Source organism: Sporichthya brevicatena (genome assembly GCF_039525035.1).
GTDB lineage: Bacteria > Actinomycetota > Actinomycetes > Sporichthyales > Sporichthyaceae > Sporichthya > Sporichthya brevicatena.
Window position 1 is genome coordinate 48,368 of record NZ_BAAAHE010000012.1, and the last position, 2,503, is coordinate 50,870.

Consider the following 2,503-nt stretch of genomic DNA (forward strand, 5'->3'; position numbering starts at 1 on the left):
ATCCGGCGCTGGGGGCATTACAGACGAGCTGGTGGTCGACGAGAATCCCGGCGCCTGATCGCGGCGAGGCAGAATCGGAGGGGTGACCTCCCCCGCCGACCGGTACGGCTTCGACGCCCTCGACCTCGCGGTGCTGCACGAGCGGCACAGCACGAAGTGGCGGTCCTACCCGCCGGACGTGCTGCCCGCCTGGGTGGCGGAGATGGACTTCGGAACCGCCGCGCCGGTGGCCGCCGCGATCGAGGCGGCGGTCGAGCGGGGCGACCTCGGCTACGCCGTCGACCTCGTCGCGCCGGACCTGACCGAGGCGTTCTGCGGCTTCGCGTCCCGGCACTGGTCGTGGGAGGTCGATCCGGCGCAGGTGTACCTGCTGCGCGACACGATGCGCGGGATCGAGCTGTGGATCGAGACCTTCACCGCGCCCGGTGACGGCGTCGTCGTCACGACGCCGGTGTACTACCCGTTCCTGCACGCGATCGCCGAACTCGGCCGCCGCATGGTGGCAGTGCCGGTGCTGCCGAGCACGGCCGGATGGGAACTCGACCTCGACGGCCTGGCGAGTGCGTTCTCCGCCGGCCACCGGATGCTGCTGCTCTGCAACCCGCACAACCCGGTGGGACGGGTGTACCCGGAGGCGACGCTGCGGGCGGTGGCCGAGCTCGCGGAGCGGTACGACGTCCGCGTCGTCTCCGACGAGATCCACGCCCCGCTGACCTTCTCCCCCGCGACGTTCGTGCCCTTCGCGACCCTGGGCGAGGACGTGGCCCGCCGGACGCTGACGCTGCACTCCGCGAGCAAGTCGTTCAACCTCGCCGGCCTCGGCGCCGCCGTCGCGGTGATCGGCAACCCGGAGGACGCGAAGGCCTTCGCCGCGATCTCCTACCGCCACCGCGGCCCCGCCGGAATCCTCGGCATCGAGGCCTCCGTCGCCGCGTACCGGTTCGGAGATCCCTGGCTGGCCGCATTGGTGACGCACCTTCAGACGGTGCGCGACCACCTGCGCACGCAGCTGACGGAGCGGCTGCCAGAGATCGCCTGGGCACCCCACGAGGGGACCTACCTCGCCTGGCTCGACTGCCGCGCCCTCCGCCTGCCCTCCCCCCAGCAGACCTTCCTCGACCGCGGACGCGTCGCCTTCAACGACGGCTCCGCCTTCGGCCCCGGCGGCGACGGCTTCGTCCGCCTGAACTTCGGCACCTCCCGCCCCCTCGTCACCGAGATGGTGACCCGGATGCAGACCGCCCTCGCCCTCCGCTGACCCCGCGCCCGCTTCACCAGCCACCCCGACGCCTTCACCAGCTGAACCCCTCCTCCACCAGCCGCGCCGGGCCGGTGAAGACGGCCCCAGCCAGTGAAGCCACACCTCCGCGGCGCGCAGCTCCGATGCCTCAGCCAGTGAAGCGGCAGTGGCGTCAGCGATGAGCGGGTCCGACGCCCTCGATCCAGTCGCCGGTGCGAATCATGTGATCGATGATCCGCCGGTTGAGCATCCGCGGGTCGCCGTAGATGTCGGCCGCGGTCAGGCGAAGGAGCGGGAACCCGACCTCGAGAAGGGCGTCCTGGCGCTTCTTCTCGCGCCACAGATCCTCCGGCGAGGAGTACTTGAGGCGCCCGTCCGTCTCCACCCCGGCGCGAAGGCCAAACAGGAAGTCGAGGCGCCGCTTCACCCCGAGGGCGTCCACGACCTCCACCTGCTGGCGGTAGGGCGGCACCATCGCTCGCAGGAAGGCGAGGCGAGTGTCCGACTCGAGCGGGGACTCCGAGAGGTCGGTGGAGAACTCGATGGTCCGACGAGCCCGCCGGATGTGGGGCCACCCGCGACACTCCTCGAGCACCGCCGCCAGCTGGGCGTCGCTGATCTTGTGCTGGAACCGCAGCGACTCGACCGCGACGAGGCCCGGCTCGAAGTGCAGATGCCGCGCGAGGTCGACCGCGGTACGCGCCGGGGTGCTGACCGGCAGACCCTCGAGCAACGTCACGTGCTCGTCCGGGAGTCCGGCCGGCAGGATCCGCAGGCCCGGGTAGTACCGGGGCTTCTTCGGAACATCGCAGGCGACCCAGATCCGATCGTCCTCCGGATCGGTGCGCCATTTGGCGCCCCACAGCCGGCCGGCCGACACGTGCGCGATCGCGGCGTCCTTGATGTCGAGGGCCCGGATCGCCGCCGCGCAGTCGAGCCGGAGCCGCACGTCAGCGTCGCTCGGCGGCGGCTGCGGGTGGTACAGGCCACGGCGAAGACGCGTCCAGTCCCCGCGTCGGCAGAGCCGGTCCACCTCCGCGTCGTCCACTCCGCAGAGCGCAACGTCCGCCGCCGAGACCACGTGCTGCTGGGTCGCCGCCAACTCGAAGATCAGCGCATGCCGGGTGTCCATGGCAGCGAAGACTGACCCCGATCCGGGCGTTCCGGATCGACGCCGTCCGAATCTGTGGACAACTTCGGGGGTGTGCGCCCTGTGGACGACGCAGCTTCACCGGCTGAGGCCACCTTCACTGGCCCGGCCGG

At 71.4% G+C, this 2,503-nt stretch carries 2 protein-coding genes; one reads left to right on the forward strand and one right to left on the reverse strand.

Features of this window, described 5'->3' with window-relative positions; genetic code table 11:
* The first annotated feature begins 82 nt into the window (after positions 1–82).
* Positions 83–1,258, forward strand: coding sequence for a MalY/PatB family protein (locus ABD401_RS08625; protein ID WP_344603640.1), 1,176 nt, complete (start codon positions 83–85; stop codon positions 1,256–1,258).
* 154 nt (positions 1,259–1,412) lie between these two features.
* Here the strand turns inward: ABD401_RS08625 and ABD401_RS08630 are convergent, their stop codons facing one another.
* The gene (locus tag ABD401_RS08630) at positions 1,413–2,372 is read right to left on the reverse strand and encodes a type IV toxin-antitoxin system AbiEi family antitoxin domain-containing protein (RefSeq protein WP_344603642.1); all 960 of its coding nucleotides are present in this window, start codon (positions 2,370–2,372) and stop codon (positions 1,413–1,415) included.
* Positions 2,373–2,503 lie beyond the last annotated feature (131 nt).

Bases quoted from the DNA above. Each gene is read 5' to 3' on its own strand.
- ABD401_RS08630 (WP_344603642.1), bottom strand. From the start codon at position 2,372: ATGGACACCCGGCATGCGCTGATCTTCGAGTTGGCGGCGACCCAGCAG.